Genomic DNA, 26,291 nt, shown 5'->3' with positions numbered 1-26,291 from the left:
GGGGTGCACCTCGCCCAGTTCCTCCCGGTGCTGGGCCAGAGCAGTCCACTCGGGCTTCCGGTTGAGCCTGGTACGGCCGTCTGCGTTCATCTCGGACTTCAGCCTTCTTTCTACCCGTCCCTGCGGCGCACCCGCGTCATGCCGCGGTCCGCCGCCTGCCTTGGCCCCGCTGCCGCTCCCAACCTAATTGATCAGCGGGGGCGGTGAGTCGTCGCGGCGCCGTCCTCCGCCCCGGTAGGAGGCCCGGCAGGAGGTACGCGCGACCGGCGCGCGGGGTTCGACGCGGTCGGCGCCGAAACGCTCCCGCCCGCGCCGGGGGCCGGGCGGGAGTGGGAACGGGCGTGAGCGGAGGCTCGGAGTGTGGTGGAGGGGGAGCGACACGGTCCCGCACTGGCGGGGCGGTGCGGATGCCGCACGGTGCCTTCGGACCCGGGAGGCGCGGAGAGGCCCGGGAGGGCTCGGCGTGCGGGCCGCCTGCACGCGGGGTGCGGATGCCGGTCCGGAGCGCCTGTGGCGGGGCTGACGGCTGCCGCCGGTCGAGCGGCGGAGAAGCGGCTCCGGGAGCGTGGGCGGTCGTGTCCGAGCCGTCGGGCCGTAGCCGTCGGTGCCCGTGCGCTTCGGGGCGGGCTCGCAGCCCGTGCGGCCGCAGGTACCCCGGACCCTTGCTCCCGCAGAAGTGTGCGGCGGCGTGCGGGCTCCGCCCGGCGGACAGCGCCTCCGCGACGGCCTCCGCGTTGCGGCAGAAGGCTGCTGCCTGCTGCCTGCTGCCTGCCGGGAGGTGTGGTGCGTCCGTGCCCGGTTACGGTCCGTGCACGTCCTCTCCCCGGTGTCCCGGGGCCCCGCACGCGCACGCCCGGTGCTCCCGCACGCGGGCACCCGGTCAGTCCGCCGGTGCGGCGCGAGGGTCTGCCGGCATGCGAGGGCGGACGCCGCCCGTCGCGGTACCGGGTCTAGATCTCGCCCCGCAGTTTGGCGAGCGCCTCGGCGAGGATCGCCTCGCCGTCCGCGTCGCTGCGCCGCTCCCGCACGTACGCCAGATGCGTCTTGTACGGCTCGGTGCGCGGGGGGTCCGGCGGGTTGTCCTGATCCTGCCCGGCCGGGAAGCCGCAGCGCGGACAGTCCCAGGTGTCGGGTACCTGCGCGTCGCTCGCGAAGCTGGGCTGCGTCTCGTGTCCGTTGGAGCACCAGAAGGAGATGCGCAGACGCGGCGCGGACTCGCCGCGCTCGGCCTCGCCCATCGGCCCCGCCCCGACCCGGCTTCCCCGGATCGCGTTGCCACTTGCCACGGTCGTAACTCCCTGCGTGATGGTGCCGCGAAGCGAGTCGGCGTTCCGCTTCGCCGCGAGCGCCCCAGTCTACGTAAGGCCCAACGCGCGTCCAGTCTTGGGAGTTACCGGCCCCACGCCCAGACGCAAGCCCCATGATAGGCCGCGCCGGGGAGCGCGGGCCGAACATGGGGCCTTACGTGCAGAATATGCGTGATGTGTGCGGTGCGACGGCTGTCAGCTGTTCGTCTTCATCATGATGCCGAGGACGACGATGCACGCCAGCCACAGCAGACCGACCACCAGGGTGATGCGGTCGAGGTTGCGCTCGGCGACGGAGGAGCCACCGACGGACGACTGCATGCCGCCGCCGAACATGTCGGAGAGACCGCCGCCCTTCCCCTTGTGCATCAGCACCAGCAGCATCAGCAGCAGGCTGAAGACGATCAGGGCGATCGAGAACCCCAAAACCACGGCTGGACCAACTTCCTCGGATTCGGATGGACGACGGGGGCCGGTCTGGATGTGCCTCCACATCCGGCCGACCCCCGCAAGGGTACGACGGATCGCCGCCACCGCATACTCACAGGTCGCGGAAGCGCGCGATCATGCTCACTGGTCGCGGAAGCGCACGATCCTCACGAACTCGTCCACGTCCAGCGAGGCCCCGCCGACCAGGGCGCCGTCGATGTCCGCCTGGGACATGATCTCGGCGACGTTGCCGGACTTGACGGAGCCGCCGTACTGGATGCGGATCTTGTCGGCCACGTCCTGCGAGTACAGCTCGGCGATCTTGCCGCGGATGGCGGCGCAGACCTCCTGGGCGTCCCCGGCGCCGCAGACCTTGCCGGTGCCGATGGCCCAGACGGGCTCGTAGGCGATCACGACGGTCTCGGCCTGCTCGGCCGGGACGTCCTTCAGTCCGCCCTCGACCTGGGTGAGGGTGTGCGGTACGGCGTTGCCGGCCTCGCGGACGTCGAGTTCCTCGCCGACGCACATGATCGGGGTGAGGCCGTGCTTGAAGGCGGCCTTGACCTTGGCGTTGACGACCTCGTCGGTCTCGGCGTGGTACTGGCGGCGCTCGGAGTGGCCGATCGCGACGTAGGTGCACTTCAGCTTGGCCAGCATCGGGCCGGAGATCTCGCCGGTGTAGGCGCCGCTGTCGTGCGCGGAGATGTCCTGGGCGCCGTACCTGATGCTCAGCTTGTCGCCCTCCACCAGGGTCTGCACGGAGCGCAGATCGGTGAAGGGGGTCAGGACGGCGACCTCGACGGCCTCGAAGTCCTTGTCGGCCAGGGCGAAGGCGAGCTTCTGGACGTGGGCGATGGCCTCCAGGTGGTTGAGGTTCATCTTCCAGTTGCCCGCCATCAGCGGCGTGCGCGTGCTCATGTGGGTCAGTCCTCCAGTGCGGCGAGGCCGGGGAGCGTCTTGCCCTCGAGGTATTCGAGGGAGGCGCCGCCACCGGTCGAGATGTGGCCGAACGCGTTCTCGTCGAAGCCGAGCGTGCGCACGGCGGCGGCGGAGTCACCGCCGCCGACGACGGTGAACCCGTTCGTGTCGACGAGGGCCCGGGCGACGGCCCGGGTGCCCTCGGCGTAGTCGGGGTGCTCGAAGACGCCCATCGGACCGTTCCAGAAGACGGTGGCGGCGTCGGCGAGCTTCGCTGCGTACAGCTCGCAGGTCTTGGGGCCGATGTCCAGGCCCATGCGGTCGGCGGGCATGGCGTCGGCGTCGACGGTGGAGCAGTCGGCCGGGGCCTTGGTCCTGAGGTCCGGGAACTCGGCGGCGGCCACCACGTCCACGGGCAGCACGATGTCGACGCCGTTCTTCTCGGCCCGCTCCAGGTACTCCCCGACGGCGGGGAGCTGGTCCTCCTGCAGCAGGGAGCTGCCGATCTCGTAGCCCTTGGCCTTGAGGAAGGTGTAGGCCATGCCGCCGCCGATGAGCAGGCGGTCGGCCTTGCCGAGCAGCTCGTCGATGACGGCCAGCTTGTCGGAGACCTTGGCGCCGCCGAGCGCGACGACGTACGGACGCGCGACGTCCTCGGTGAGTCGCTTCAGCACGCCGACCTCGGTGGCGATGAGGTAGCCGGCGTAGTGCGGCAGGCGGGCCGGCAGATCGTAGACGGAGGCGTGCTTGCGGTGCACGGCGCCGAAGCCGTCGCCGACGTAGACGTCCGCGAGGGTGGCGAGCCGGTCCGCGAAGGCGGCGCGCTCGGCGTCGTCCTTGGAGGTCTCGCCGGGGTTGAAGCGGAGGTTCTCCAGCAGGGCGACCCTGCCCCCGGCCAGTCCCCGCACCGCGTCGGCCGCGGACTCGCCTGCCGTGTCACTCGCGAACGCCACCTCGGCGCCGAGGAGTTCACTCAGCCGGGCGGCGACCGGGGCGAGGGAGAAGGCGGGGTCCGGGGCACCCTTGGGGCGGCCGAGGTGGGAGGCGACGACCACCTTGGCGCGGGCGTCCGCCAGGGCCTTGATGGTGGGCAGGACGGCGCGGATGCGGCCGTCGTCGGTGATGGTGCCGTCGGCCAGCGGCACGTTGAGGTCGGCGCGGACGAAGACCCGCTTGCCGTCCACGCCTTCGGCGAGAAGTTCGTCGATCGTCTTCATTGCAGGGGACTCTCCTGAGGGAGGGCTCGTGGTGCCCCGTGATCGTAGAGGGGCCGGTCTGGACGTGCGGCAGGGCCCGGACGGCGCGACCGCGCGCCGCCCGGGCCCTGCTACCGCATCGTTGCCTGCTTCAGGCGATCAGAGCTGGTTGCCGACGAAGACCGTCAGGTCGACGAGGCGGTTGGAGTAGCCCCACTCGTTGTCGTACCAGCCGATGACCTTCACGTTCTTGCCCTCCTGGACCATGGTCAGGGAGGAGTCGAAGGTGCAGGACGCCGGGGAGTTGACGATGTCGGAGGAGACGATCGGGTCCTCGGTGTAGTGGAGGACGCCCTTGAGCTCACCCTCGGCGGCCTTCTGGAAGGCGGCGTTGATCTCTTCCTTGGTGACCTCGCGGGAGAGCTCCAGGACGAGGTCGGTGACCGAGCCGGTCGGGACCGGGACGCGCATGGCCATGCCGTCCAGCTTGCCCTTGAGCTGCGGCAGGACCAGCGCGGTGGCCTTGGCGGCACCGGTGGTGGTGGGGATGATGTTCTCGGCGGCGGCGCGGGCGCGGCGCAGGTCCTTGTGCGGGAAGTCCAGGATGCGCTGGTCGTTGGTGTACGCGTGCACCGTCGTCATCAGGCCCTTGACGATGCCGAAGTTCTCGTCGAGGACCTTCGCCATCGGCGCCACGCAGTTGGTGGTGCAGGAGGCGTTGGAGATGACGTGGTGGTTCGCCGGGTCGTAGGTGTCCTGGTTGACGCCCATCACGATGGTCACGTCTTCGTTCTTCGCCGGAGCGGAGATGATGACCTTCTTCGCACCACCGGTGATGTGCTTCTCGGCGTCTTCCTTCTTGGTGAAGATGCCGGTCGACTCGATGACGATGTCGACGCCCAGCTCGCCCCAGGGGATGTCGGCGGGGTTGCGCTCGGAGAGGACCTTGATGGTCCTGTCGCCCACGGTGATCGTGTCGGCGGTGTGGGAGACCTCCTGCGGGAGGCGGCCCAGGATGGTGTCGTACTTCAGCAGGTGGGCGGTGGTGGCGGTGTCACCCAGGTCGTTGACAGCCACGATCTCGATGTCGGCGCCCTGCTCCAGCAGTGCGCGGAAGTAGTTGCGACCGATGCGGCCGAACCCGTTGATGCCTACGCGGATCGTCACGAACCGATCTCCTCGTTGGTACGCCGGCTCTCGCGCCGGCGAGCTGTATTGGGATGTCCCCGACCACCCCCGACCCTACCTCTCCCGGGCCCTGCGAGTGACATCGAGTCGCCGCATACACGGCACCGTGACCCGTACCCGCCAGTAGGGTACGGACCGCCCAGGCCAGCGGGCCTGTCGCCGGGTCAGACACCCTCGCCGCCGGGCCCGTCGACACGGTCCCGCGACCACCGTTCGAGCGCATCCACCGCTCGACTGAGCGGACCCGGCGGGCGGTGGGGAGGGTGCGCGACCGGCGTGCGGTGCGGAGGAGGTGCGCCCGGCGTACGGACGAATGCGGCCGGCGCGCGGAGGGCGCGCGGAGGGCGCGCGGAGGGCGCGCGGAGGGCGCGCGGAGGGCGCGCGGAGGGCGCGCGGACCGAGTGCGGGCCGGAGGCCGGTGGGGGATCTGGCCCCGGGTACGACAACGCCGGTGCGCCGGGCCCGGACGGCCCGTGCGCACCGGCGCGGGGAACCCGCTCAGCCGACCAGGTTGTCGGCCAGCTCGTCGGAGAGGTTGACCTCCGTGCCCGGGACGCCGAGGTCGGAGGCGCGCTTGTCGGCCATGGCGAGCAGCCGGCGGATACGGCCCGCCACTGCGTCCTTGGTCAGCGGCGGGTCGGCGAGCGCGCCCAGTTCCTCCAGGGAGGCCTGCTTGTGCTCCATGCGCAGCCGGCCCGCGGCGGCGAGGTGCTCGGGAACCTCCTCACCGAGGATCTCCAGCGCGCGGGCCACCCGGGCGCCGGCCGCCACCGCGGCGCGGGCGGAGCGGCGCAGGTTCGCGTCGTCGAAGTTGGCGAGGCGGTTCGCCGTGGCTCGGACCTCGCGCCGCATCCGGCGCTCCTCCCAGGCCAGCACCGACTCGTGGGCGCCGAGACGGGTCAGCAGGGCGCCGATGGCGTCGCCGTCGCGGACCACGACCCGGTCCACGCCGCGCACCTCGCGGGCCTTCGCGGCGATCGACAGGCGGCGGGCCGCGCCGACCAGGGCGAGCGCGGCCTCGGGGCCCGGGCAGGTCACCTCCAGGGAGGAGGACCGGCCGGGCTCGGTGAGGGAGCCGTGCGCCAGGAACGCGCCGCGCCAGGCCGCCTCGGCGTCGCAGGTGGCGCCGGAGACCACCTGCGGGGGCAGACCGCGGATCGGGCGACCCCGGCCGTCCACCAGTCCGGTCTGGCGGGCGAGCTGGTCGCCGCCGGCGACCACCCGTACCACGTAGCGCGAGCCGCGGCGCAGACCGCCGGGGGCCATGACGATCAGTTCGGAACTGTGGCCGAAGATCTCCAGGATGTCCCGCTTCAGCCGGCGGGCCGCCATCGCCGTGTCCAGCTCCGCCTCGATCACGATGCGCCCGCTCACCAGGTGGAGGCCTCCGGCGAACCGCAGTAGGGCGGAGACCTCCGCCTTTCTGCAGCAGGTCCGGGTGACGGGGAGCCGCGAGATCTCGTCCTTCACCGCTGCCGTCATCGCCATGGGCCGATCCTTCCATGCATCCGGAAAATACGGTCGTACGCGGCGGCCAACAGCTCCGGGTCGTGCCTCGGGGTTCCGTCGGTCCGGGCCACGGGTGCCAGCTCCACCGTGGCCCCGAACCGCTTGGCGGCGTCGGTGAGCAGGTCCCGGTCGGGTACGGCGGCCTCGTCGGCCAGCACCACGTCCAGGGCGAGTTTAGGGGCGTGTCGTCCCAAAACCTCCAAATGACGCTGCGGGGAGAAGCCTTCGGTTTCTCCGGGCTGGGGGGCGAGGTTCAGGGAGAGCACCCGGCGCGCCTTCGTCTGCGTCAGCGCGTCCAGCAGTCCGGGCACCAGCAGGTGCGGGATGACGGAGGAGAACCACGAGCCGGGGCCGAGGACCACCCAGTCCGCGTCGAGGACCGCCGCGAGCGCCTCCGGGACGGCCGGCGGGTCGTGCGGCACCAGGTGCACGGACTGCACCTCTCCGGGCGTGAGCGCGACGGTCGCCTGACCGCGGACGGTGTCCACGTCCTCGGGCCGGTCCGGGCGGTGCCCCTTCACCAGCGCCTGCAGCTCCAGCGGTACGGCCGACATCGGCAGCACCCGCCCGTGCGCGCCGAGCAGCTTGCCGACCAGGTCCAGCGCCTGGACGTGGTCGCCGAGCTGCTCCCACAGCGCGACGATCAGGAGGTTGCCGACCGCGTGGTCGTGCAGGTCCCCCTTGGAGTGGAAGCGGTGCTGGATGACGCGGGCCCAGGTCTGGCCCCAGTCGTCGTCGCCGCACAGCGCGGCCAGCGCCTTGCGCAGGTCGCCGGGCGGCAGTACGCCCAGCTCGTCGCGGAGCCGCCCGCTGGAACCGCCGTCGTCGGCGACGGTGACCACGGCGGTGAGGTCACCGGTGATCCGGCGCAGGGCGGCGAGCGAGGCGGACAGGCCTCTGCCGCCGCCGAGGGCGACCACCTTGGGCTGGGCGCCCCGGCGGCGCGGCCGGGCGCCGCGGGCCTCGGCGGGGCGGCTCGCCCGCCCCTCGGGCACCACCCGGCGCAGCCGGCTCAGCCGCGGTGTACGTCCGGTCATTCGCGTCCCATGTCCCGGTGCACGACCACCGTCTCCACGCCCTCGGCGGCGAGCCGCGCGGCGAGCTTCTCCGACATGGCCACCGAGCGGTGCTTGCCGCCGGTGCAGCCGACCGCGATGGTCACGTAGCGCTTGCCCTCGCGCCGGTACCCCGCGGCGACCAGTTGGAGGAGCTCCGCGTAGCGGTCCAGGAACTCCTTCGCCCCGGGCTGGTTGAGGACGTACGTGGCGACCTCGTCGTTCAGCCCGGTGTACGGGCGCAGCTCGGGGACCCAGTGCGGGTTGGGCAGGAACCGCATGTCCACGACCAGGTCGGCGTCGACGGGGAGGCCGTACTTGAAGCCGAAGGACATGACGGTGGCCCGCAGCTCGGGCTCCTCGTCGCCGGCGAACTGGGCGTCCATCTTGGCCCGCAGCTCGTGCACGTTGAGGCTGGAGGTGTCGATCACCAGGTCCGCGTCGCCGCGCAGCTCGCGCAGCAGCTCCCGCTCGGCGGCGATGCCGTCGACGATCCGGCCGTCGCCCTGGAGGGGGTGCGGACGCCGCACCGACTCGAAGCGGCGGACCAGGGCCTCGTCGGAGGACTCCAGGAAGACGATCCGCCGGGTGACGCCCTTGTGGTCGAGGTCGGCGAGGGAGTCGCGCAGGTTGTCGAAGAAGCGCCGGCCGCGGACGTCGACGACGACCGCGATCCGGGCCACGTTGCCCTGGGAGCGGGCGCCGAGCTCCACCATGGTGGGGATCAGCGCGGGCGGCAGGTTGTCCACGACGAACCAGCCCAGGTCCTCCAGGCACTTCGCCGCGGTGGAACGACCGGCTCCGGACATGCCGGAGATGATCACCAACTCGGGGATCGCGGCGTCGGGCACGGCGGCCGTGTCCATGCCCGTACTGCCGGTACTGCCCGTACTGCCGGTACTGCCCGTACTGCCCGTACTCACCTGTGCTCCGTCGTCCTGGTGCGCGCCGGGGCGCCCCTGGTCCTCGCCGCTCGGCGGGGGCGCCTGCTCTCGCTGCTGCGTGGGGTCTGTCTCGTGCTCGGTCATGTCTCCTGCACCCGTCGTTCCTCCGCGGCGCCGGCGGTCGCGCGCTCCGTGGCGGGGTCCGGCGCGGCGGTCTCCCTCTTCTCCACGTCTTCCACGTCTTCCATGATCTCTCCAGTGGCCGTGTTCACGGCGGGGGCGGCCGGAGCCGCGCCGGCGAGGGCCGCGGCGACCGTCTCGGCGGTCTTGCGCCCGAACCCCGGAACCTCGCGGATCTCGTCGATTGTCGCCGACCTCAGCTTCCTCAACGAACCGAAGTGCTTGATCAGCGCCAGTCTGCGGGTCTCCCCCAGCCCCGGCACGTCGTCCAGCGGACTGGACCGCAGGCGCTTGCCCCGCCGGTTGCGCTGATAGGTGATCGCGAAGCGGTGGGCCTCGTCGCGGACGCGCTGGAGCAGGTAGAGGCCCTCGCTGGTGCGGGGCAGCACCACGGGGTCGTCCTCGTGCGGGACCCAGACCTCCTCCAGACGCTTGGCGAGGCCGCAGACGGCGATGTCGTCGATGCCCAACTCGTCCAGCGCCCGCCGGGCGGCGGCGACCTGCGGCGCGCCACCGTCGACGACGACCAGCTGGGGCGGATAGGCGAACTTCCGGGGCCGGCCGTCCTCGTCCTTCAGCGGGCTCGCGTCCTCGCCGTTCCCGTTCTCCCCGGCCGCGCCGTCGTCCGTCCACTCGCCGGTCCGCTCCTTCTCGGCGAGGTAGCGCCTGAACCGGCGGGTGATCACCTCGTGCATGGCGCGGACGTCGTCCTGACCGGCGAAGCCCTTGATCTGGAAGCGGCGGTACTCGCTCTTGCGGGCCAGGCCGTCCTCGAAGACGACCATGGAGGCCACCACGTCCTCGCCCTGGAGGTGCGAGATGTCGTAGCACTCGACGCGCAGCGGGGCGCTGTCCAGGGTGAGCGCGTCGGCGATCTCCTCGAGCGCGCGCGAGCGCGTGGTCAGGTCGGAGGCGCGTTTGGTCTTGTGCAGCACGAGCGCCTGCTGGGCGTTGCGCTGCACGGTCTCCATGAGGGCCTTCTTGTCGCCGCGCTGCGGCACGCGCAGGGACACCTGGGAGCCCCGCCGCCCGCTCAGCCACTCCTGTGCCGGTTCCACCGGATCGGGCAGGGCCGGGACCAGTACCTCCTTGGGCACGGTGTCCCCGGCCTCCTCGCCGTACAGCTGCTGGAGGGCGTGCTCGACCAGGGCGCCGGTGGCGATCTCCTCGACCTTGTCGGTGACCCAGCCGCGCTGGCCGCGCACCCGCCCGCCGCGGACGTGGAAGATCTGGACGGCCGCCTCCAGCTCGTCCTCGGCCACCGCGATCAGGTCGGCGTCGGTCGCGTCCGCGAGCACGACCGCGTTCTTCTCCATGGCCTTGCGCAGGGCCTCGACGTCGTCGCGCAGGCGGGCCGCCCGCTCGTACTCCATCTCCTCGGCCGCCTCGGCCATCTGCTTCTCCAGGCGCCGCAGATAGGTGCCGGTGCGGCCGGCCATGAAGTCGCAGAAGTCCGCGGCCAGGTCCCGGTGGTCCTCCGGCGAGATCCGGCCGACGCAGGGCGCGGAGCACTTGCCGATGTACCCGAGCAGGCAGGGGCGGCCGCTGCGGGCGGCGTTCCTGAAGACACCGGCCGAGCAGGTGCGCACCGGGAAGACCCGCAGCAGCAGGTCGACGGTGTCGCGGATGGCCCAGGCGTGCGCGTACGGCCCGAAGTACCGTACGCCCTTGCGCTTGTGACCGCGCATCACCTGCACCCGCGGGAACTCCTCGTTCATCGTGACCGCGAGGTACGGGTAGCTCTTGTCGTCGCGGTACTTGACGTTGAACCGCGGGTCGTACTCCTTGATCCAGGAGTACTCCAGCTGCAGCGCCTCGACCTCCGTGGACACCACCGTCCACTCCACGGACGCCGCCGTGGTGACCATGCTGCGGGTGCGCGGGTGGAGGTTCGCCAGGTCCTGGAAGTAGTTCGCCAGGCGCTGGCGCAGGCTCTTCGCCTTCCCGACGTAGATCACCCGGCGGTGCTCGTCGCGGAACCTGTACACCCCGGGCGAGTCCGGGATCTCCCCCGGCCGGGGGCGGTAGCTGGAGGGATCGGCCATGTCTCCCACCCTACTGGCGGGGAGTGACAGCACGGCGGGCCCGCACCGGACGGGCCGGGTCGGCCTTCCGGCGCGGCCCGGGCCCCTCCGGGGGGTCCCGCGGAGCGGCCGTGCGGCCGGGTCCCGCACCGTGCCGACTCGGCCAGCGGCGCCCCGGTACCGGGTCTCGGGTGTTGTCGGGACCTGGTCGACACGCTTCAATGCGGAGGAACTCGGGGCCGTGAACGACGCCGTACGGATGTGAAGACCCGTCCTGCGCCGGCCGGGGGAGGCCCCGACCGCCCAAGCCGACGGCCTGACCAGCCGTTGTGATCCTTCACAGAAAGGCGCCTGCATGCCGCACGCCACATCGCACGCGGACGTCACCGCCGCGGAACTGGACACGGCCCTGAGCGGCGGCCCCTTCCATGTCGCACTGCGCGCGGCGATAGCCGCCCGCGGACTCCCGCTCCAGCGCGTACAGCACCATCTGTCGCGCCACGGGGTGAAGGTGGGCGTCACCAGCCTGAGTTACTGGCAGCAGGGCGCCCGGCGCCCGCAGCGCCCGGAGTCGCTGCGGGCCGTACGCGCGCTGGAGGAGATACTCCAGCTCCCCGAGGAGTCGCTGATCCGGCTCCTCGCCGAGACCGGCGGGCAGTCGGCATCCGGACGGCCCGCTTCCCGGTCCTACCGCTCGCTGGTCGAGGCGTCCGGCGTGCTGGAGCGGATGCTGGCCGAGCTCGAGGCCGCGCCCGGCGACGGACTGCAGACCCTCGGTCATCACGAACGGGTGCGCATCGGGGCGCGCCGGGAGCTGCTGCGGCGCGAGGCGCACCACATCGTGCGCGCCCACCGGGACGGCGTCGACCGCTTCGTGGCGGTCCACCACGGCGACCCGGGGTGCGTGCCGGAGCGGATGACGGTGCGGGCCCTGGAGAACTGCCGCACCGGCCGCGTCCTGCTGCACCACGACACCGGAGTGCTCGTCGCCGAGCTGCTCTTCGACACGCGACTGCGGTCCGGGGAGACGTTTCTGTTCCGCTACGGGGTCGAGGACGGTACCGCGGACGTCTGCCGCGAGTACCTTCGCGGGGTCGGCGGCGCGGGCGGACAGTACGCCCTCCAGGTGCGCTTCGACGAGCGTGCCCTCCCGGTGCGGTGCCACCGCTTCGCCCAGCACTCCCCCGCGGCGCCGCGCAGCGGCCGCCAGGAGTTGCCGCTGAGCGAGCGGCACCGCTCGGTGCACCTCGTCGAGCCCAGGGCTCGGTCCGGGATCGTGGGGATCGGGTGGGAGTGGGAGTGACGACCGGGCCGGAACGGACGGGAGGGCGGCGCGGCCCGGTCCGGTGGCTCAGTCGGCCGGTCCGGCCACGATCCGGCCGTTCTTCGCCTGCACGGACAGCTTCTGCAGCGGCTCGGTGGCGGGATCGCGCAGCACATCGCCGGTCCGGGCGTCGAACTCGCTGCCGTGGCACGGGCAGATCAGCGTGGTGCCCTGCAGCTTGTTGATGGCGCACCCGGCGTGCGTGCAGATCGTGCTGTGCGCCGTGTAGGTGTCACCGCTCCGGCTGACGACGACGTTGTGGTCCCGGTACAGGTGGGCGCCTCCCTCCGGGACCTCGCTCGCCGCTCCCAGGTCCACGGGGGCGGTGGGCGCTGCGGGCCCGGTCTCCCCGCTGCAGGCGGTGAGGGCGAGCCCGGCAGCGGGCGTGGCGGCGGCTGACTTCAGCAGGAGGCGGCGGCTGGGGGCCGGGCGGCCGGACATGAGGCTCTCCACGGGTCGGAAGGCGGTGCCTGCTGACGATATCCGCGGCGGCGGGCGCGGGGCCCGCCGGGTGGGCTCCGGGAGTGGCGGGTCCAGGCGGGCTCCGGGTGGCGGGTCCAGGCGGGCTCCGGGTGGCGGGTCCAGGCGGGCTCCGGGTGGCGGGTCCAGGCGGCTTCCCGAGTGCTGCGACGACGGGTGACTGCAGCGGAACGGCGGGGGCGCGGCAGGGCGGAAGGGCCGGGTCACGGCGTGGCGCGGTGGCGGGGTGGCGGGAGAGGGGGAGAGAGGGAGAGAGGGGCGGCAGGGAGGGAAGTCCTTGGCGTAAACGCTTGCGTAAGCGTTTACGCGAGCCGCCGCATCGGATAGGTTCCCTGGCACGGCCGAGCGTGGACACCCGTCGGTGAGCCGCCGGGCCGGGACCGGGAGGGGATCCGTATGCCGACCATGCTGGACGTCGCACGGTGCGCGGGCGTGTCCGTGGCGACCGTCTCGCACGTCCTGAACGGCACCCGCCCGGTGCGGGAACACACCCGGCAGGCCGTCCTGGACGCCGTCGAGGAACTCGGATACACCCCGAACACGCTCGCCCGGTCCCTGGTGACCTCGCGGACCCGGTCGATCGGGCTGGCCGTGTCCGCGATCCGCAACCCGTACTTCACCGAGCTCCTCCAGGGAGTGGAGGCCGCCGCCCTGGAACACGGCTACGGGCTGCTCCTCGCCGACCCGCACGACGATCCGCACCACGAACGCACGGTCGTGCAGTTGCTGCACGAGCGCCGGGTGGACGGCCTGATCGTCGCGCCGTCCGCACAGCCGGCCGCCCTCCTCGCCTACCTCACCCGGCACGGCGTGCCCGCCGTCCTCCTCGACCGTCTGGCCGACGGACCGGCCGGCGGCAGCGCGGGCGGCTCCCCGCGCTTCGACCAGGTGTGCGCCGAGAACGCGGCGCCGACGGCCCGGCTCGTCGGCCACCTCGCCGGACTCGGCCATCGGCGCATCGGCCTCGTCGCCGGCCTGCCCGGGCTCAGTACCACCGACGAGCGGAGCGCCGGCTACCGCCAGGGCCTCACGGCGGCCGGGCTCCCCCACGACGAGCGGCTCGTCCGGCACGGCGACTCCACCGCGACCGGTGCCGAGCGGGCGACCGCCGCGCTGCTGTCCCTGGACGCGCCACCGACGGCCCTGGTCAGCGGGAACAACACGATGACCCTGGGCGTGCTGCGCACCCTGCGCGACCGGGGCCTGTCGGTTCCCGGGGACATCGCGCTCTGCTGCTTCGACGACTTCCCCTGGGCGGATCTCTTCTCGCCCAGGCTCACGGCGGTCGCGCAACCCGGCCGGGAGATCGGCGCGACCGCTGTGCGCGTGCTCCTGGACCGCCTGGACGGCCCCGGACGCGCTCCCCGGACCGTGCGGCTTCCGTGCGACTTCGTCCACCGGGACTCCTGCGGCTGCCCGGCCCCGGAGGCCGGCTCCGGTCCCGGCCGCCCTGTCCGGCGCCTCCAGCGCGCCCTGCCCGAGGAAGGAACCGACTCGTGATCGTCGTCGCCGGTGAGGCCCTGATCGACCTGGTACCGCAGGACAGGGGCGCCCTGGCCGCGCTGCGTCCGGCACGCGGCGGCGGACCGTACAACACGGCCGTCGCCCTGGCCCGGCTCGGCACCCGTACCGCGTTCTGCTCGCGCACCTCCACCGACGCCTTCGGTGAGGCACTGCTCGACGGGCTGCGGCAGGCCGGGGTGGACGTCTCCGGCGTGCAGCGGGGGCCGGAGCCGACGACTCTCGCGGTCGCCACGCTCGACGAACGGGGCTCGGCGGCCTACTCGTTCTACGTCGAGGGCACTGCGGACCGCCTCTTCACGACTCCGCCCGCGCTTGCCGAGTCCGTCCGCGCGGTGTCCTTCGGCACGTGCTCGCTGGTGCTGGAGCCGGGGGCGAGCGCGTACGAGGAACTGCTGCGAGCGGCGGCCGGGCGGGGCCTGTTCACCGCTCTCGATCCGAACATCCGGCCGGGCCTCATCCCGGACGAGGAGGCCTACCGCGCCCGCTTCCTCAGCTGGTTGCCGTCGGTGTCGCTGCTCAAGCTGTCCGAGGAGGACGCCCGCTGGTTGGGCGGCACCCCGCGGCAGTGGCTCGCCGCCGGGCCCGCGGCCGTGGTCATCACCCGGGGCGGTGACGGCCTGACCGTCTTCACCCGGGACGGCGCCGTGTATACGGTGCCGGGCGAGAAGGTCGAGGTGGTGGACACCATCGGCGCCGGCGACACGGTGAACGCGGCTCTGCTGCACGGCTTGGCCGCCCGGGACGCGCTGTCCCCGGAGGCCGTGACGAGACTGGGCGGCGACGGGTGGAGCGGACTGCTGCGGTTCGCGGCCCGCGCGGCCGCTGTCACCTGCTCGCGGGCGGGTGCGGAGCCACCGTACGCGCACGAACTGGACGGATGACCCGCAGCGTTCGCGGGCCGTGCCTTCGGTCGGCGGAGGGGGCTGCCGGATGCTGGAGAAGCGGGCCGGCCTCAGGGCGCCGGACGCCGGACGGGTCGCCTGGGGCGGCTGCCTGCCCGAGGGCGGGCCGCACACCCGACCGGCACGGGGTTTCCGTACCCGGGCGGTGTGCGCGGCCCCCACGGCCGGCGCGGTCAGGCCCCGTCGGCGCGCGTCGTCTTCTTCGCGGTCTTCTTGACCGCCGCCTTCCCGGCCGCCGTCTTCTTGACCGCCGTCTTCTTGACCGCTGCCTTCCCGGCCGCCGTGTTCCCGGCCGCGGCCTTCGCGGCGCTCTTCGTCGCCGCGGACTTCTTCGCAGTGGCGCCACCGGCGGTCTTGGCGACCGTCTTCCCGACGGCGGCCTTCTTTGCAGCGGTCCTGGCGGCCGGCTTGGACTCCGCCGTCTTCGCCGCCGAGGCCCTGCCACCGCGTACCGGGGACATCGGGGCGTCGCTGATCCGGTCGGCACCGAGGATCTCCCGCAGGAACTTGCCGGTGTGGCTGGCCGGTACGCCGGCGACCTGCTCCGGGGTGCCCTCGGCGACGACGAGCCCGCCGCCCGCGCCGCCCTCGGGTCCCATGTCGACGACCCAGTCGGCGGTCTTGATCACGTCGAGGTTGTGCTCGATGACGATGACCGTGTTGCCCTTGTCGACCAGTCCCCCGAGCACCTTCAGCAGCTTGCTGATGTCCTCGAAGTGCAGACCGGTCGTCGGTTCGTCCAGGACGTAGACGGTGCGCCCGGTGGAGCGGCGCTGCAGTTCGCTGGCGAGCTTGACGCGCTGGGCCTCGCCGCCGGAGAGGGTGGTCGCGGACTGGCCGAGGCGGACGTAGCCCAGACCGACGTCGTTCAGCGTCCTCAGGTGTCGGGAGATGGCCGGCACCGCGTCGAAGAAGTCCATGGCCTCCTCGATCGGCATGTTCAGCACGTCGGCGATGGACTTGCCCTTGTAGTGGACCTCCAGGGTCTCCCGGTTGTACCGGGCGCCGTGGCAGACCTCGCACGGGACGTACACGTCCGGGAGGAAGTTCATCTCGATCTTGATCGTGCCGTCGCCGGCGCAGTTCTCGCAGCGGCCGCCCTTGACGTTGAAGGAGAAGCGGCCGGGCTGGTACCCGCGGACCTTGGCCTCGGTGGTCTCGGCGAACAGCCTGCGGACGTGGTCGAAGACGCCGGTGTACGTCGCCGGGTTGGAGCGCGGGGTGCGGCCGATCGGCGACTGGTCGACGTGGACCACCTTGTCGACGAGATCGTCGCCGTCCACCCTGGTGTGCCGCCCCGGGACGTTCCGCGCTCCGTTGAGTTCACGGGCCAGGTGCGTGTAGAGGATGTCGTTGACCAGGGTGGACTTGCCGGAACCGGACACGCCGGTGACCGCGGTGAAGACACCCAGCGGGAAGGAGACGTCGATGTCCCGCAGGTTGTTCTCCCGGGCCCCGTGCACGGTCAGCCGACGTGCACCGTCCTGGGGGCGGCGGATGTCCGGCAGCGGAATGGACTTCCGTCCGGACAGGTACTGCCCGGTCTGCGACTCTGCGTTGGCGAGCAGTTCCTTCAGGGCGCCGCTGTGCACGACCTTGCCGCCGTGCTCCCCGGCGCCGGGGCCGATGTCGACGATCCAGTCGGCCGTCTTGATGGTGTCCTCGTCGTGCTCGACGACGATGAGGGTGTTGCCCATGTCGCGCAGCCGGACCAGGGTCTCGATGAGCCGGTGGTTGTCGCGCTGGTGCAGGCCGATGGAGGGCTCGTCCAGGACGTAGAGGACGCCGACGAGTCCCGAGCCGATCTGGGTGGCCAGGCGGATGCGCTGGGCCTCGCCGCCGGAGAGGGTTCCGGCCGCGCGGTTCAGCGAGAGGTAGTCCAGGCCTACGTCGACGAGGAACCGCAGCCTCTCGTTGACCTCCTTGAGGACCCGCTCGGCGATCTTCTTGTCGCGGGCGCCCAGCCGCAGCTCGCCCAGGAAGTCCGCGCAGTCGCTGATGGACATCGCGGAGACCTCGGCGATCGACCTGCCCATGACGGTGACGGCCAGGACGATCGGCTTCAGCCGGGAGCCCTCGCAGGTGGGGCAGGGCACCTCGCGCATGTAGCCCTCGAAGCGCTCCCGGCTGGCGTCGCTCTCGGCCTCGCTGTGCCGCCGCTTGACGAAGGGCACGGCGCCCTCGAAGGGCGTGGTGTAGCGGCGCTCGCGACCGTAGCGGTTGCGGTAGCGGACCTCGATCTGCGTCCGGTGCCCGTGCAGGAGGGCCTTGCGGGCCCGCTGCGGAAGTCCGGCGAAGGGGATGTCGGTCCGGAAACCCAGTGCGTCGGCCAGGGCACCGGTCAGGCGGCCGAAGTAGTCCTTGGTGTGCCCGTGCGACCAGGGGTGGATGGCGCCCTCGTCGAGGGACTTCTCCTCGTCCGGGACGATCAGTTCCGGGTCGACCTCCATCCGGGTGCCGATACCGGAGCAGTCGGGGCAGGCGCCGAACGGCGAGTTGAAGGAGAAGGAGCGCGGCTCCAACTCCTCGAAGGACAGGTCGTCGTACGGGCAGTAGAGGTGCTCCGAGTACATGCGCTCGCGCTCGGGGTCGTCCTCGGGGAGATCGACGAAGTCGAGCACGACCATGCCGCCCGAGAGGCCGAGCGCGGTCTCCACGGAGTCGGTGAGGCGGCGCTTGGCGGAGTCCTTGACGGTGAGGCGGTCGACGACCACCTCGATCGTGTGCTTCTCCTGCTTCTTCAGCGTGGGCGGGTTGGACAGCTGGACGGTCCCGCCGTCCACCCGCGCGCGGGAGTAGCCCTTGGTCTGCAGCTCGGCGAAGAGGTCGACGAACTCGCCCTTGCGTTCGCGTACCAGCGGGGACAGCACCTGGAAGCGGCTTCCCTCCGGCAGTTCCAGGACCTTGTCGACGATGGCCTGCGGCGACTGGCGCGAGATGGGACGGCCGCACTCGGGGCAGTGCGGCTTCCCGATCCGCGCGAACAGCAGCCGGAGGTAGTCGTAGACCTCGGTGATGGTGCCGACCGTCGAGCGCGGGTTGCGCGAGGTGGACTTCTGGTCGATGGAGACCGCGGGCGAGAGCCCCTCGATGAAGTCGACGTCCGGCTTGTCCATCTGGCCGAGGAACTGGCGCGCGTACGAGGAGAGGGACTCCACGTAGCGACGCTGGCCCTCGGCGAAGATCGTGTCGAAGGCCAGGGAGGACTTGCCCGACCCGGACAGGCCCGTGAAGACGATGAGCGCGTCCCGAGGCAGGTCGAGCGAGACGTTCTTCAGGTTGTGCTCGCGCGCGCCACGGACGATGAGACGGTCGGCCACGCCGGTCCGCACCTTTCTTGAGGGAAGTGACAGGGCCAGGGGCCCCGTCCTTTTCAGACTAGGGCGAGCCACTGACAACGCCGGTCGGTTTCACCGGTTGCAAACAACCTCCGGCCATCCAGCATGCCCGACGCCGGACACGAGCTTATAGCACGTGCATTCGAATTAGGGCGTTGCTTCACCACCTTCACCCGAAGGAGTGGCGGGGACTACTGTCGGCACCATGATTGATCACGTGCGTGACCTGGCCTCCGTACAGGACGCGACCGAACGGCTGCTCACCGCCGTCGCCGAACTGGACAACGCCTCGGTGGCCGGACCGTCACGGCTTCCCGGCTGGAGCCGTGGACATGTCCTCGCCCATCTCTCCCGCAACGCGGACGCGCTGATGAACGTTCTGCAGGGCCGCCCGATGTACGTCTCCGCGGAGGCGCGGAACGCCGACATCGAGGACGGCGCCGGCCGCCCCGTGCACGACCAGCTCACCGACCTGCGCCAGAGCGCCGCCCGCCTGCAGGCGCTGGGCGACGTCCCGGCCGACTGGTCACGGACCGTCGAGCTGCGCAACGGGGTGACCGACTCCGCGGCCCGGCTGCCGTTCCGGCGCTGGGGCGAGGTCGAGCTCCACCACGTCGACCTGGGCATCGGCTACGAACTGGAGGACCTGCCCGCGGAGTTCACCGAGCGGGAGATCGAATTCCTGGCGAAGCGGTTCGAGGGGCACCGGGACGTTCCCGCCACGCGGCTCGGCACCGTGGACGGCCGGACGTGGAGCACCGGCGGCGGCGCCCCGGGGGGACCGGTCGCGGTCGAGGGCCCGGCCGCCGATCTGCTCGGCTGGCTGGCCGGCCGCCGGGACGGCTCCGCGCTGACCGTGCGGGGCGGAGCCCTGCCGAAGCTCCCCGCGCTGTAGCGGCGGCCCGCGCTCCCCGGGCCGCCGCCGCTATAGGCTGGCCGTCATGACGTACAGCGGACAGGTGACGGTCGGCGGCCCGGCGGACGTGCACGAGCTGAAGGACCTGATGATCACCAAGATCGCGGTCGGCCCCATGAACAACAACGCCTATCTGCTGCGCTGCCGGGCCACCGACGAGCAACTGCTGATCGACGCGGCCGCCGACGCCCGGACTCTGCTCGGGACGATCGGCGACGACGGGATCGCGTCCGTCGTCACCACGCACCGGCACGGGGACCACTGGCAGGCGCTCGCCGAGGTGGTGGCGGCCACCGGAGCCCGCACCCACGCGGGACGCGAGGACGCCGACGGGATCCCGGTGCCGACCGATGTCCTGCTGGACGACGGCGACACCGTGCGGGTGGGGCAGGTGGAACTCACCGCACGTCATCTCGTGGGCCACACCCCCGGCTCGATCGCGCTCGTCTACGACGACCCGCACGGGCACCCGCACGTCTTCACCGGGGACTGCCTCTTCCCCGGGGGACCTGGCAGGACAACACGTCCGGAAGAGTTCAACTCCCTGATGGGCGACCTGGAGACCAAGCTCTTCGACGTCCTGCCCGACGAGACGTGGATCTACCCCGGCCACGGCAACGACACCACCATCGGCACGGAGCGGCCCCACCTCGCGGAGTGGCGCGCACGAGGCTGGTAACCGTCCAACGACGACCGCCCTTGTCTCGGAACCGAGGAGGGGGATTGATTTCGGCCCGGTATCCGGGTGTTCTGATCGCCGGTTGCCGGCCGGATGTCTCCTCGTCGGGCCCGCCTGAGCTCGCCAGTCGCGTCGGACGACACCGCCTCGGTCCCCCGTCGGCGGTTCCCGGTGGCCGGGGTGCCGACCGACCGTCTCGATGACACCGCCGTGGTGGACGTGGCCGTCCGGCTCGCCGTCTCGCGCCGTGCACCGCTGCTGCTGATCGCGGCGCTGCCTCCACCACCGCCCAGGACCAAGGCCGTCTGCCCGGACTCGATGGCGGTCCGTGCGGTGGGCGGGCGGGCCCTGCCGCGGCTGGCCCGCGCGGGGATCGCCCATGGCTCAGACTTCGATCACCGTCCCGCTGTGCGCGGCGGCGGGCAGCCGCATGCGGCGTAGGCGCTGCTGGACACGGCGGTCCTTTACGGCTGCTCGCTGCCGGTGGTATCGCGCAGCGGGGCCCGGATGCGTGCACACGGTGACAGAGGCTGCCGCCATCCGTGGCGGCCCGTTCGTGCCCGCGGTCTCGCCGGTGCCGTGGGTGCCGCCGGCCGTGCCCTCCCCGCCCCGCTGGGCCTCGGGCAAAAGGAATCGGTGTCTCGACCGCCCTCAGCCCCCACCGCCGCAGCACACCCGCCCCGCACCTCCCCCGTCCACCTGCCCGCACCCTGGCGCGGTTCGCCGCCCGCATCGCTGCCACCGTGATCACTTCTGTGCTGCTCCACCCACCCGGCCGGGCGCCACTCGGGCGACTTTCCGACCGGGCGGTGGTGTGACTGCCTCGATTCCCGGCCAACCGGTACGACCATGCTGACGTACCGCGGCACCAGCGACCGAGGAGGACCTGTGGAGCGAGAGGACGTGACAGCGGTGGCCACCGGTGTCACCACCGAGCGTCTCACCGGGCTCCGCAGGTGGAACCTGGGGCTCACGCTGCTGCACTTGATCCAAGCCGTGGCCGTCGTCCTGCTCGCCGGAAGCTTCTCGATCACCGTGACCTCCTCCGTCCCCGAGGGGCCACCGGGAACGGCAGCGCCCGCCCCGGAAGCGTTGTTCGACGTGCCGATCGGCTGGGCCGTCGCCGTGTTCCTCGCCCTCGCGGCAGCAGACCACCTACTGACGGCGACAGTGTGCCGCGACACCTACGAACGCGACCTCAGACGCGGCATCAACCGTTTCCGGTGGCTGGAGTACGCGCTGAGCGCAACCCTGATGGTGCTCCTCATCGGCTTCTACGCGGGCATTACCGGCCTCAATGCCGTCATCGCCGTCGTCGGCGCCAACGTCGGGATGATTCTCTTCGGCTGGGTCGAGGAGGTGATGAACCCTCCGGGGCGGGCGAGGACCAGAATGCTGCCGTTCTGGTTCGGGACGCTGGTCGGCGTCACGCCGTGGGTCTCGATCGCGTACAACACCGTCGCGGCCGAGACCGTCCCCGGCTTCGTGTACGGAATCGTTCTCGTCCAGGCCGCCCTCTTCTTCAGCTTCGGTCTCAACCAGTGGCTCCAGTACCACGGAGTCGGCCGGTGGTCCGACTACGCGTACGGGGAAAAGACCTACCTGGTCCTCAGCCTCGTGGCGAAGTCACTCCTGGCGTGGCAGATCTTCGCCGGCTCGCTGGCCGACTGAACCTCTTCGACGGTACGCGCGGGTACCCGGAGATCCGAACGTAAAGAAGGACGAGGGTACGGCGCGGGGAGAGCATCCCAGTGTTCAGAGGAACCCAGGACTTCCCGGGCGGCGTCGGCAACACGCACCAGGACGGGAAGGCGTTCGCCCGCCTGATCCACGACGTGGAGACGAAGATCTTCGACGTACTGCCCGACGAGACCTGGGTCTACCCGGGACACGGCGACGACACCACATTGGGTGCCGAGCGGCCGCATCTGCCGGAGTGGCACGCGCGCGGGTGGTGAGAACCTGCGGCGCGCCCCGGCACTGCCGGGCGGCACCGGGGCGGGCGGCCCGGATCCCGCCCGCCCGCAACCGCCCCCGGCACTCGCCGCGCCCGGTCGGGGGCGGTGAGCGCCGGGGCCCCGCCGGGGGTCACGCCTGCGCGCGGCCCGCTTCGGCGAGCGCCGCGACCCGCGCCACACCGAACGCGTATCCCTGCACCCCGCACCCCGCGATGACGCCGTCCGCGCGCAGCGAGACGTAGGAGTGATGGCGGAACGCCTCGCGCCGGTGGATGTTGGAGATGTGCACCTCGATCACGGGGAGGCCGTCGCAGGTGTTGAGGGCGTCCAGGATCGCCACCGACGTGTGCGAGTAGGCGGCGGGGTTGATCACGATGCCGCAGTGGTGCAGGCGCGCCTCGTGGATCCAGTCGACCAGTTCGCCCTCGTGGTTGGACTGCCGGAAGTCCGCCGTACCGCCGTGCGCGGCGGCCGTCTCGGCGCAGAGGGACTCCACGTCGGCGAGCGTGTCGGAGCCGTAGATCTCCGGCTGGCGCTGCCCGAGGAGGTTCAGGTTGGGTCCGTTGAGGATCATGATCGGGGCGTTGGCCAGGGTGCGGGGCACGGTTCCTCCGGTCCGTTCGCGGTGGGGCGGCCCGGCTCGGACCGCCGCTCGGACCTGGTGTATCACGGGCCGCCGAACGCCCGGCGGCCCGTTTCCGGGGCCCTCCCGGCCCGATGGCGCCCGGTCCGTGGCGCTGCGGGTCACGGGCTGATCGCCAGCTCCAGGTAGGCCGCGAACAGCACCACCGTCAGGGTGACGATCAGGGCCCACCTCGATGACCGTGACGGCGACGGCGACGGCGAGCACGAGCGAGCCGAAGGGTTCGCCGACCCTGTGGGCGATCACCTCGGCGTGGTGCACGGCTGCCAGGACGGAGCCGGCCGGCACCAGCGACAGCAGGGCGACGAACGCACCGGACAGGTCGCGGCCCCAGGTCAGGACCAGCAGCACGACCGCGCCCACCGGCACGAGGGCTGTCCAACGGGTCGCTTCGGACCTCAGCCGGGTGATTACGGAGCAGGGGCCGCGGCCGCCGGACGGCCCTGCCGGGTCCGGGAGCGTCCACCACAACGAAACCTCGTGGACGCCGGTCGGCGATTCGGCCCGTGCCGGTCCCGCGGGGGAGCCTGGAGCCGTCTACTTCGAGGTCAGGCCTCGATACGGTCCTTGCGGTCCTTGCGGTCCTTGCGGTCCTGCGGCCCCCGGTCACCGCCCGCTTGCGCCGCTTCGCGACCGGCCCGTCTGGCGGACGCGTGCAGGCTGGTGAGCGTGGTGACGACCAGCACGGCGCAGATGACGCCGAGCGAGACCGGGACGCTGATCTGCGGCACGTGCACACCGGACTCGTGCAGCGCGTGCAGCACCAGTTTCACGCCGATGAAGCCGAGAATGACGGACAGGCCGTAGCTGAGGTGGACGAGCTTCTTCAGCAGGCCGCCGATCAGGAAGTACAGCTGCCTGAGACCCATCAGCGCGAAGGCGTTGGCCGTGAAGACGATGTAGGGGTCCTGGGTCAGGCCGAAGATCGCGGGAATGGAGTCGAGCGCGAACAGGACGTCGGTGGTGCCGATCGCGAGCATCACGACCAGCATGGGGGTCATGACCCGCTTGCCGTTCTGCCGGATCCACAGCTTGGTCCCGTGGTAGCGGTCGGCGACACCGAACCGGCGTTCAACGGCCTTGAGCAGCCGGTTCTCCTCGTACTCCTCGTCCTCGCCGCCGGCACGGGCCTCCTGGACGAGCTTCCACGCGGTCCAGATGAGGAAGGCGCCGAAGAGGTAGAACACCCAGGAGAACCCGGCGATGATCGCGGCGCCGGCGGCGATGAACACGGTGCGCAGGACCAGGGCTATCAGGACCCCGACGAGGAGGACTCGCTGCTGGTACCGCGAGGGCACCGAGAACTTCGCCATGATCAGGACGAAGACGAACAGGTTGTCGACGCTCAGGGACTTCTCGGTGATGAAGCCTGCGAAGAACTCGCCGGCGGGCTTCCCGCCGGCGAGGACAAGCAGTCCGACTCCGAAGAGACCGGCGAGGGCGACCCAGACGGCAGTCCAGGCACCGGCTTCCCTGAGGGAGACCTCGTGCGGTTTCCGGCCGATGAAGAAGTCGACCGCGATGAGAGCGGCGAGGCCTACGACAGTCAGGACCCACAGGGTCAGAGAGATGTCCACTGCGCCTCCGGTAGTCGTAACGGCAAGTGATCGGTGTCGTCGCGCGACCGGAGGTCTTCTCCACCCCGGGAGGCCGGGTACGGCGTGCGCCCGGGACGCCCTGGGCCGGCGCCCCGGGATCAGTATCGATCCGAACTGACGGGTGCGCCGCGCTTACGGGGAGTACTCCCCTCCGTGCCGACCACCCTACCGAAATACCAAGGAAAGGTAAAGAGCAAGGCAAAGGAAAAGCAAAGCATGCTGGTCCTTGCGCTTTGCGCAGCCCCGTGACCGATGTGCCGCGCGTTCAGCGGCCCCCTGGCCGGTTGGCGGCGGCGAGTCGACCGAGCACCTGGTGCAGTATCCGGCTGCCGGGTGGGACGAGGGCGGGCTCATAGGTCCACGCGTGGCCGACCCAGGGGTCGGCGAGGTGATCGCTCGGGACCGGGGTGAGCCGCAGCAGCGAACGCCACAGCGGATCCAGCAACGGTCCGTGATCGGCGGCGTCCTCGCGGTCGGCGACCAGCATCAGGTGCACACCGGCGGCGGGCCCCTCATCCGCCAGATAGCGCAGCCGGGTGAGGGCACGATCGTCGAAACCGTGCGGGAAGTCGTTGATCACGAGGAGGTGCCGGGCGGTGCCGAACCCGGGCGCCAGCGCATCCGTCGCACCGCCTCGCACCGCCATGTGCACGAGGTCGACATGCTCGGTGAGCCGGTTCAGCACGTCCGAAAGGCCCGCGGCACCCCGGGACGGGGGAGCCGCGAGCACTCCGGTCTGCGTCAGCGGAGCGCAGGCCCGCGTTCCCGAACCAGCGGGATCGACCAGGTGCGCCATGAATTCGCCCGGCGGGTGGACGGCGAGCAGTCGCGCGGTCAGCGCCACCGCGGTCTCCCACGCCGCGTGGCGCGGATCGAGGCCGTCGGTGGACGGCCCGCGGACCTGCCCGCCCGACCCGCCGTCGATCCAGATTCCGCGTTCCAGAGGCAGCCGTACCAGCATCGGAATGCGCAGCCGCTCGCTCTCCGGCAGGCTGAGGTCCCCCAGGCGAACCGCCATCGGCGCGCGGGTCGGGAGACGGTAGCCGTGCCACACCGGATGGTCCCAGCGGGCGCATGCGGGCGGCAGGGCCGGCTCCACGACCTCGGATTCGGCCGCCAACTGGATGAGGTCGCGGTCGAGGACCTGTCGGGCCCGGCCGACGAGGTGGTCGCGTCTGGCCTCGGCTTCCTCGCGTGCCGCCTCGCCGGATGCACCGGCGCGGCTGCGCGGGTCGGACAGGAGCTGGTCCAGTTCCTTCTCCCGCCGCGCGTCCGCGAAGCCGACCGCGCTGCGGTAGGCGGCGGTACTGCGGGCGAGGTCCTCGAACATGCCCCAGACCTGGTTGTAGAGCCGCTCCTCCATGGACCAGCCGGTCGCGTCGCCCGCCACGGGCGCCGCGGGCTGCCCGGGCCCGCCGGTAACGGGCACCGCGGCAGGGGAGGACGGGGGCGCGCCGGGCCGCCGACGGGGATGGGTGTAGTCGATCGGCGGCGCGGCCGGCGCGGACGCCGGCGCTGCCGGGGCCGCGGTGTGTGCGTCCTGCGACCGGGGAGGCGGAGTGTGCTGCGGCGGGACCGGGGCCGCGGGGCCGCCGCCGTCCGGTCCGGGGGCAGCGGTCGCCGCCGGCAGCGGGAGGTCCCGGTCCACCGTCCCCGGAGAGGGGGCCGGGGCCGCGCGGCCCGAACCGTCGGCCGCCGCCTCCTCGATGGCATCCGCGATCCGGGAGGCTTCGGGCAGGCCCCGGTCGGCGAGGAGTTCGACGAGGCCGCCGGCGTACCCCTGCCCGACGGCGCGCACCCTCCAGGCGTGCTGCCGCCGGTACAGCTCCAGAGCGACGACGGCCCTCTCGGCGTCCAGGCCGGCGAGGGTGCAGCTGACGAGCCGGGTGCCGTCGACGCCGTCCACCGCGGCGGAGGGGGCGGCGACGGCGCCGAAGCGGGCCGGTCCGCCGTGGGCGGGGGCCGGCAGGGCCAGCAGTACCTCGACCCGGTGCACGGTCTCCGGCATCGCGTCCAGGTCAACCGCGAGCCGCTGCTCGGCGGCCGTCCGCCGGGGAACCCGGACGCCGGGCAGCGCGGGCACGCCGGGGTGGGCCACCCAGTCCTCGCCGCGTACCGTGCCGTTCGCGTCGCTGAGGATGGCCGCGGCCACGACGGGGGTACCGGCCGAGACGCGGATCCCGAGGCGGGTCCGGGGCAGCGGGTGGTTCTGCCCCCGCACCAGCTCCGCCACCGCCGC

21 protein-coding genes and 1 pseudogene are annotated in these 26,291 nt (G+C 72.0%); 8 read left to right on the top strand and 14 right to left on the bottom strand.

The genetic code is table 11. The annotated features are described in order from the left end of the window. Positions 1-950 precede the first annotated feature (950 nt). The 9 genes from ACL02U_RS22720 to uvrC all read right to left on the bottom strand — a co-directional run bounded on the left by ACL02U_RS22720 (position 951) and on the right by uvrC (position 10,711). Complete coding sequence (locus tag ACL02U_RS22720) at positions 951-1,286, bottom strand: RNA polymerase-binding protein RbpA (RefSeq protein WP_006349936.1); 336 nt, start codon at positions 1,284-1,286, stop codon at positions 951-953. Between the two features lie 216 nt (positions 1,287-1,502). Then, the gene (secG, locus tag ACL02U_RS22715) at positions 1,503-1,733 is read right to left on the bottom strand and encodes a preprotein translocase subunit SecG (protein ID WP_412792740.1); all 231 of its coding nucleotides are present in this window, start codon (positions 1,731-1,733) and stop codon (positions 1,503-1,505) included. Positions 1,734-1,877: 144 nt separating this feature from the next. Beyond that, positions 1,878-2,654, bottom strand: a complete 777-nt coding sequence (gene tpiA, locus ACL02U_RS22710) for a triose-phosphate isomerase (RefSeq protein ID WP_412792736.1) — start codon at positions 2,652-2,654, stop codon at positions 1,878-1,880. Positions 2,655-2,659: 5 nt separating this feature from the next. Continuing rightward, positions 2,660-3,871, bottom strand: coding sequence for a phosphoglycerate kinase (locus ACL02U_RS22705; protein ID WP_412792735.1), 1,212 nt, complete (start codon positions 3,869-3,871; stop codon positions 2,660-2,662). A gap of 138 nt (positions 3,872-4,009) precedes the next feature. Beyond that, on the bottom strand, positions 4,010-5,017 hold the full coding sequence (gene gap / locus ACL02U_RS22700; protein ID WP_412792734.1) for a type I glyceraldehyde-3-phosphate dehydrogenase: 1,008 nt from the start codon (positions 5,015-5,017) through the stop codon (positions 4,010-4,012). Positions 5,018-5,536: 519 nt separating this feature from the next. Further along, entirely contained in the window at positions 5,537-6,526 is a 990-nt protein-coding gene (gene whiA, locus ACL02U_RS22695; RefSeq protein WP_412792733.1) for a DNA-binding protein WhiA, read from the bottom strand. Continuing rightward, entirely contained in the window at positions 6,517-7,584 is a 1,068-nt protein-coding gene (locus tag ACL02U_RS22690) for a gluconeogenesis factor YvcK family protein (RefSeq protein WP_412792732.1), read from the bottom strand. Before ACL02U_RS22690 ends, whiA begins: the two co-directional genes overlap by 10 nt. Next, positions 7,581-8,630: an RNase adapter RapZ gene (gene rapZ / locus ACL02U_RS22685; protein WP_412792731.1), complete on the bottom strand. Its 1,050-nt coding sequence runs from the start codon at positions 8,628-8,630 to the stop codon at positions 7,581-7,583. Before rapZ ends, ACL02U_RS22690 begins: the two co-directional genes overlap by 4 nt. Continuing rightward, positions 8,627-10,711 carry an excinuclease ABC subunit UvrC gene (gene uvrC / locus ACL02U_RS22680; protein ID WP_412792730.1) on the bottom strand — a complete coding sequence of 695 codons (2,085 nt, stop codon included), beginning with the start codon at positions 10,709-10,711 and terminating at the stop codon, positions 8,627-8,629. Before uvrC ends, rapZ begins: the two co-directional genes overlap by 4 nt. A gap of 334 nt (positions 10,712-11,045) precedes the next feature. On the opposite strand from uvrC, the gene ACL02U_RS22675 reads away from it, so the two are divergent. Beyond that, positions 11,046-11,993, top strand: coding sequence for a hypothetical protein (locus ACL02U_RS22675; protein ID WP_412792729.1), 948 nt, complete (start codon positions 11,046-11,048; stop codon positions 11,991-11,993). Positions 11,994-12,041: 48 nt separating this feature from the next. Here ACL02U_RS22675 and ACL02U_RS22670 read toward each other — a convergent pair whose 3' ends face one another. Further along, positions 12,042-12,455 (bottom strand): Rieske (2Fe-2S) protein, encoded by a 414-nt coding sequence (locus ACL02U_RS22670; RefSeq protein WP_412792728.1) that lies wholly within the window; start codon positions 12,453-12,455, stop codon positions 12,042-12,044. 435 nt (positions 12,456-12,890) lie between these two features. Here ACL02U_RS22670 and ACL02U_RS22665 point away from each other — a divergent pair, with 435 nt between their 5' ends. Together ACL02U_RS22665 and ACL02U_RS22660 are read left to right on the top strand one after the other, a co-directional pair. Next, the gene (locus ACL02U_RS22665; RefSeq protein WP_412792727.1) at positions 12,891-13,994 is read left to right on the top strand and encodes a LacI family DNA-binding transcriptional regulator; all 1,104 of its coding nucleotides are present in this window, start codon (positions 12,891-12,893) and stop codon (positions 13,992-13,994) included. Further along, entirely contained in the window at positions 13,991-14,899 is a 909-nt protein-coding gene (locus ACL02U_RS22660) for a carbohydrate kinase family protein (RefSeq protein WP_412792726.1), read from the top strand. The genes ACL02U_RS22665 and ACL02U_RS22660 overlap by 4 nt, the downstream gene beginning before the upstream one ends. Before the next feature lie 194 nt (positions 14,900-15,093). Here the strand turns inward: ACL02U_RS22660 and uvrA are convergent, their stop codons facing one another. Next, positions 15,094-18,240 (bottom strand): excinuclease ABC subunit UvrA, encoded by a 3,147-nt coding sequence (gene uvrA, locus ACL02U_RS22655; RefSeq protein ID WP_412792725.1) that lies wholly within the window; start codon positions 18,238-18,240, stop codon positions 15,094-15,096. A gap of 223 nt (positions 18,241-18,463) precedes the next feature. Here uvrA and ACL02U_RS22650 point away from each other — a divergent pair, with 223 nt between their 5' ends. The 5 genes and pseudogenes from ACL02U_RS22650 to ACL02U_RS22630 all read left to right on the top strand — a co-directional run. Beyond that, complete coding sequence (locus ACL02U_RS22650; protein ID WP_412792724.1) at positions 18,464-19,153, top strand: maleylpyruvate isomerase family mycothiol-dependent enzyme; 690 nt, start codon at positions 18,464-18,466, stop codon at positions 19,151-19,153. A gap of 46 nt (positions 19,154-19,199) precedes the next feature. Next, a complete protein-coding gene (locus tag ACL02U_RS22645; protein ID WP_412792723.1) occupies positions 19,200-19,853 on the top strand; it encodes an MBL fold metallo-hydrolase in 654 nt (217 codons plus the stop codon). A gap of 180 nt (positions 19,854-20,033) precedes the next feature. After that, the gene (locus ACL02U_RS22640) at positions 20,034-20,294 is read left to right on the top strand and encodes a hypothetical protein (protein WP_412792722.1); all 261 of its coding nucleotides are present in this window, start codon (positions 20,034-20,036) and stop codon (positions 20,292-20,294) included. Between the two features lie 447 nt (positions 20,295-20,741). Beyond that, complete coding sequence (gene heR, locus ACL02U_RS22635; protein ID WP_412792721.1) at positions 20,742-21,524, top strand: heliorhodopsin HeR; 783 nt, start codon at positions 20,742-20,744, stop codon at positions 21,522-21,524. An 80-nt stretch (positions 21,525-21,604) separates the two neighbouring features. Beyond that, positions 21,605-21,811, top strand: a pseudogene (locus ACL02U_RS22630) (MBL fold metallo-hydrolase); the annotation flags it as partial. 130 nt (positions 21,812-21,941) lie between these two features. On the opposite strand, the gene aroQ reads toward ACL02U_RS22630, so the two are convergent. The 3 genes from aroQ to ACL02U_RS22615 all read right to left on the bottom strand — a co-directional run bounded on the left by aroQ (position 21,942) and on the right by ACL02U_RS22615 (position 26,285). Continuing rightward, positions 21,942-22,415 carry a type II 3-dehydroquinate dehydratase gene (gene aroQ / locus ACL02U_RS22625; protein WP_412792739.1) on the bottom strand — a complete coding sequence of 158 codons (474 nt, stop codon included), beginning with the start codon at positions 22,413-22,415 and terminating at the stop codon, positions 21,942-21,944. A gap of 587 nt (positions 22,416-23,002) precedes the next feature. Then, positions 23,003-24,031: a TerC family protein gene (locus ACL02U_RS22620; protein WP_412792720.1), complete on the bottom strand. Its 1,029-nt coding sequence runs from the start codon at positions 24,029-24,031 to the stop codon at positions 23,003-23,005. Positions 24,032-24,317: 286 nt separating this feature from the next. Then, the gene (locus tag ACL02U_RS22615; protein ID WP_412792719.1) at positions 24,318-26,285 is read right to left on the bottom strand and encodes a TerD family protein; all 1,968 of its coding nucleotides are present in this window, start codon (positions 26,283-26,285) and stop codon (positions 24,318-24,320) included. Positions 26,286-26,291 lie beyond the last annotated feature (6 nt).

The sequence above is a fragment of the Streptomyces sp. MS06 genome (assembly GCF_047200655.1).
Lineage (GTDB): Bacteria > Actinomycetota > Actinomycetes > Streptomycetales > Streptomycetaceae > Streptomyces.
This window is presented reverse-complemented; position numbering and strand designations above follow the sequence as displayed.

What these genes read in the sequence shown, in the direction of transcription:
- tpiA (WP_412792736.1), bottom strand. Translation starts at nt 2,654, where the DNA reads ATGAGCACGCGCACGCCGCTGATGGCGGGCAACTGGAAGATGAACCTC.
- ACL02U_RS22705 (WP_412792735.1), bottom strand. Translation starts at nt 3,871, where the DNA reads ATGAAGACGATCGACGAACTTCTCGCCGAAGGCGTGGACGGCAAGCGG.
- whiA (WP_412792733.1), bottom strand. Translation starts at nt 6,526, where the DNA reads ATGGCGATGACGGCAGCGGTGAAGGACGAGATCTCGCGGCTCCCCGTC.
- ACL02U_RS22690 (WP_412792732.1), bottom strand. Translation starts at nt 7,584, where the DNA reads ATGACCGGACGTACACCGCGGCTGAGCCGGCTGCGCCGGGTGGTGCCC.
- rapZ (WP_412792731.1), bottom strand. Translation starts at nt 8,630, where the DNA reads ATGACCGAGCACGAGACAGACCCCACGCAGCAGCGAGAGCAGGCGCCC.
- uvrC (WP_412792730.1), bottom strand. Translation starts at nt 10,711, where the DNA reads ATGGCCGATCCCTCCAGCTACCGCCCCCGGCCGGGGGAGATCCCGGAC.
- ACL02U_RS22675 (WP_412792729.1), top strand. Translation starts at nt 11,046, where the DNA reads ATGCCGCACGCCACATCGCACGCGGACGTCACCGCCGCGGAACTGGAC.
- ACL02U_RS22670 (WP_412792728.1), bottom strand. Translation starts at nt 12,455, where the DNA reads ATGTCCGGCCGCCCGGCCCCCAGCCGCCGCCTCCTGCTGAAGTCAGCC.
- ACL02U_RS22665 (WP_412792727.1), top strand. Translation starts at nt 12,891, where the DNA reads ATGCCGACCATGCTGGACGTCGCACGGTGCGCGGGCGTGTCCGTGGCG.
- ACL02U_RS22650 (WP_412792724.1), top strand. Translation starts at nt 18,464, where the DNA reads ATGATTGATCACGTGCGTGACCTGGCCTCCGTACAGGACGCGACCGAA.
- ACL02U_RS22645 (WP_412792723.1), top strand. Translation starts at nt 19,200, where the DNA reads ATGACGTACAGCGGACAGGTGACGGTCGGCGGCCCGGCGGACGTGCAC.